This window comes from Immundisolibacter sp. (assembly GCF_028696615.1).
Lineage (GTDB): Bacteria > Pseudomonadota > Gammaproteobacteria > Immundisolibacterales > Immundisolibacteraceae > Immundisolibacter.
Genome location: NZ_JAQVGQ010000278.1, coordinates 1 through 3,037, shown reverse-complemented (window position 1 = coordinate 3,037; position 3,037 = coordinate 1). Strand labels below are relative to the sequence as shown.

Annotated in this window: 5 protein-coding genes; all 5 read right to left on the bottom strand. The window is 67.3% G+C overall.

Going from position 1 to position 3,037, the window contains the following annotated elements:
* Positions 1 to 31 precede the first annotated feature (31 nt).
* The 5 genes from PHC73_RS13165 to PHC73_RS13145 are packed head-to-tail and all read right to left on the bottom strand — an operon-like array spanning position 32 to position 2,779.
* Positions 32 to 565: a F0F1 ATP synthase subunit delta gene (locus PHC73_RS13165; protein ID WP_300129166.1), complete on the bottom strand. Its 534-nt coding sequence runs from the start codon at positions 563 to 565 to the stop codon at positions 32 to 34.
* 2 nt (positions 566 to 567) lie between these two features.
* Entirely contained in the window at positions 568 to 1,038 is a 471-nt protein-coding gene (locus tag PHC73_RS13160; RefSeq protein WP_300129164.1) for a F0F1 ATP synthase subunit B, read from the bottom strand.
* A gap of 40 nt (positions 1,039 to 1,078) precedes the next feature.
* Positions 1,079 to 1,330 (bottom strand): F0F1 ATP synthase subunit C, encoded by a 252-nt coding sequence (gene atpE, locus PHC73_RS13155; RefSeq protein ID WP_300129161.1) that lies wholly within the window; start codon positions 1,328 to 1,330, stop codon positions 1,079 to 1,081.
* A 54-nt stretch (positions 1,331 to 1,384) separates the two neighbouring features.
* A complete protein-coding gene (gene atpB / locus PHC73_RS13150; protein ID WP_300129158.1) occupies positions 1,385 to 2,257 on the bottom strand; it encodes a F0F1 ATP synthase subunit A in 873 nt (290 codons plus the stop codon).
* A gap of 30 nt (positions 2,258 to 2,287) precedes the next feature.
* Positions 2,288 to 2,779: an ATP synthase subunit I gene (locus tag PHC73_RS13145; RefSeq protein ID WP_300129155.1), complete on the bottom strand. Its 492-nt coding sequence runs from the start codon at positions 2,777 to 2,779 to the stop codon at positions 2,288 to 2,290.
* Between the last annotated feature and the right edge of the window lie 258 nt (positions 2,780 to 3,037).

The following is a 3,037-nucleotide window of genomic DNA, read 5'->3' as shown; positions in this document are numbered from 1 at the left end:
TGCGCGGCCGTGCCGGCGGCGTCGGTGACGCTCAGGCCGCCAGGCCAGTCCTCATCTGTTCAAGCCGGGCGCGCACCGAGGTGTCGAGCACTTCATCGCCGACCACCACCCGCACGCCGCCGATCAACTCCGGCTCGACCACTACCTCGGCCTGCAGCCGGCGCCCGAAACGCCGCTCGAGCGCCGGCAGGAGGTCCGCCAACTGCTCGGCGGATAGCTCGAAAGCGCTGTAAATGGTGGCCTTGGACACGCCCTCCCGGGCGTCGACCAGGGCCCGGAACTGCTCGGCGATCTCGCCCATCGCGGCCAGGCGATGGTTCTCTAGCACGGCGTCGAGCAGCCCCTGCAGCAGCGGCGGCAGCGGCTCGCCCAGCACACCTTGGATCAACTCGCCGACCTCGCGCGCCGACACCCTGGGGTCGTCGGCGAACTCGCGCAGCCGCGGCTCACTCGCGATCAGTGCCAGGCGCTGCAGGACAGCGACCAGCGAGCGGGCGGTGGCCGGGTCGGCCGCCTCGAACAGTGCTCGCGCATAGGGGCGGGCGACGGTGGCAAGCTCGGCCATGGTTACAGCTCGGCTGCCAGGCGTGCCAACAGCTCGGCGTGGGCGCGGCGGTCGACCTCGCGGCGCAGGATCTGCTCCGCGCCACGCACCGCCAGCTCGGCCACCTGACCGCGCAGCACCTCGCGTGCCTTGACCGCTTCCTGCTGCGCCTCGGCCCGCGCGGCGGCGACGATCTTGGCGCCCTCCTCGGCGGCACGCGCCTTGGCCTCCTCGATCATCGACTGCGCCAGTCGCTCGGCATCGGCCAGGCGCTTGGCGGCATCGTCACGCGCGGCCGCCAGCTGTTCCTCGACACGGCGGTTGGCTTGGGTAAGCTCCAGACGCGCCCGCTCGGCTGCCGACAAGCCGTCGGCGATCTTCTGCGTGCGCTCGTCGATGGCCTTGGTGATCGGCGGCCATACGAACCGCATGGTGAACCACACCAGAACCGCAAAGACGATCGCCTGCAGGAACAGCGTTGCGTTGATATTCACAACTCGATCCTTGCGCTCGTGAAATGGTCAGGACGACGAATCAAGCGGCGAGCTGAAACGGGTTGGCGAACGCGAACAGCAGCGCGATGGCGACGCCAATCAGGAATGCCGCGTCGATCAAGCCGGCCAGAATGAACATCTTGGTCTGCAGCTCGTTCATCAGCTCCGGCTGGCGAGCCGAGGACTCGAGGTACTTGCCACCCATCAGGGCGATACCGAGCGAGGCGCCGACGGCACCCAGACCGACGATCAGACCGCAAGCGAGGGCGACGAGGCCGAGGACGTTTTCCATGATTGCTCCTTCAGGAGTGACTGCGTGGTGGAACGAAAAGAAACGAAAACCCGATCAGTGCGCGTCGTGCGCCTGACCGACGTAGATCAGCGTCAGCATCATGAAAATGAATGCCTGCAGCGTGATCACCAGAATGTGGAACAGGGTCCAGATGGTCCCGGCCACCACATGCCCTACGCCCAGCCAGAAGCCGCCGGACAGCGGGTTCAGTTGCCATGCCCAGGCGCCGCCCATCAGGGCGATGAGCATGAACACGAGCTCGCCGGCGAACATGTTGCCGAATAGCCGCATGCCGTGGGACAGGGTCTTGGCCGCGAACTCGATCATCTGCATCAGGAAATTGATCGGATACAGCAGCGGATGGCTGCCGAAAGGCGCCGTGAACAGCTCGTGCACCCAGCCGCCCAGGCCCTTGATCTTGAGGTTGTAGTAGATGCACACCAACAAGACCGAGCCGGACAAACCCAGGGTAGTCGACAGATCGGCGGTCGGCACCACGCGCAGGTAGGCATGATGCGGGTCGTGGCCGGCCGCGGCATAGACGTGGCTCCACGCCCAGGGCAGCAGGTCCACCGGCAGCATGTCCATGGCGTTCATGAGGAAGATCCACACGAACACCGTCAACGCCAACGGCGCCACCACGCGCCGGCTGCGCGCATCGTGGATGACGCTCTTGGCCTGCTTGTCGACCAGCTCGACCAGCATCTCGAGCGCCGCCTGAAAACGGCCCGGCACGCCGGCGGTGGCACGCCGCGCCGCCAGCCACATCACCAAGCACGCGAGCACGCCCAACAGCGCCGCGACCACCAGCGAGTCGATGTTGATCACCGAGAAATCGACCAGCGACGTCTGCTGCGCACTGCGCAGATGTTGCAGGTGATGGACGATGTAGTCGCCGGCGGAAGGCGCGTGGCTTTCAGCTGCCATGTATCGGGAAGCCCCTGCTCGCTTGTCTGATTATTTCCAGCGGCCGCGCCACAACAGCGCCAGCCAGTACACCTTGAGACACACTACCAGCGCGAGCAGCAACGCGGGCCAGCTGAGCGGCGCCACCACCCGCGGCGCCAACGCCAGCATACCCACGGCGAGTAGCAGCTTGACCGCCTCCCACACCGCCCAGCGCACGACCTGCGCAGCCGGCGCCGCGCGCGACGGCGACCACACCAGGCCCAGCACCATCACCGCCGCCGGCACCGCGACCACCGCCGCGCCGTACAGCGCCGACAGCAGCACACTGACGCGGCCAGTGACCAGCCAGGCCAGCGCCGCCATCACCGCACCGGCCAGCACCTGCCCGGCAGGCACCCACCACAGCGATGGCGTTCGCAGCCGGGCGCGCAGCGCACTCGCCTCGGCAACCGTGAGCGGCTGCCAGGACTCGGCATCTGCCGCGTCGTCGTCCGAGCATGCGTCCGGCCAGGCGGCATTGCGACCGATCGGCTCGGACATGGCTTGAAAACGATTCCGCGTTACGGTGTGCATCGCCAGGCCGCACGCCACACGCACGCCCCTGGCGGCCCCTGAAAGCGGCCGGCATTATAGGGACGGCGCCCGCCCCCGGCAAGGCGCGCGATGCCCTGCCGGACATCGCCCACAGCATATCGATTCGAGGAGAGATCGCATGAGTCTGTCACCCTGGCACATCGTCATCGGCTTTTTCTTCAGCAACGGTATGCCGCATTTCATCGCCGGCGTGGCCGGCAAGCG

Bases quoted from the DNA above. Each gene is read 5' to 3' on its own strand.
- PHC73_RS13165 (WP_300129166.1), bottom strand. From the start codon at position 565: ATGGCCGAGCTTGCCACCGTCGCCCGCCCCTATGCGCGAGCACTGTTC.
- atpE (WP_300129161.1), bottom strand. From the start codon at position 1,330: ATGGAAAACGTCCTCGGCCTCGTCGCCCTCGCTTGCGGTCTGATCGTC.
- atpB (WP_300129158.1), bottom strand. From the start codon at position 2,257: ATGGCAGCTGAAAGCCACGCGCCTTCCGCCGGCGACTACATCGTCCAT.
- PHC73_RS13145 (WP_300129155.1), bottom strand. From the start codon at position 2,779: ATGTCCGAGCCGATCGGTCGCAATGCCGCCTGGCCGGACGCATGCTCG.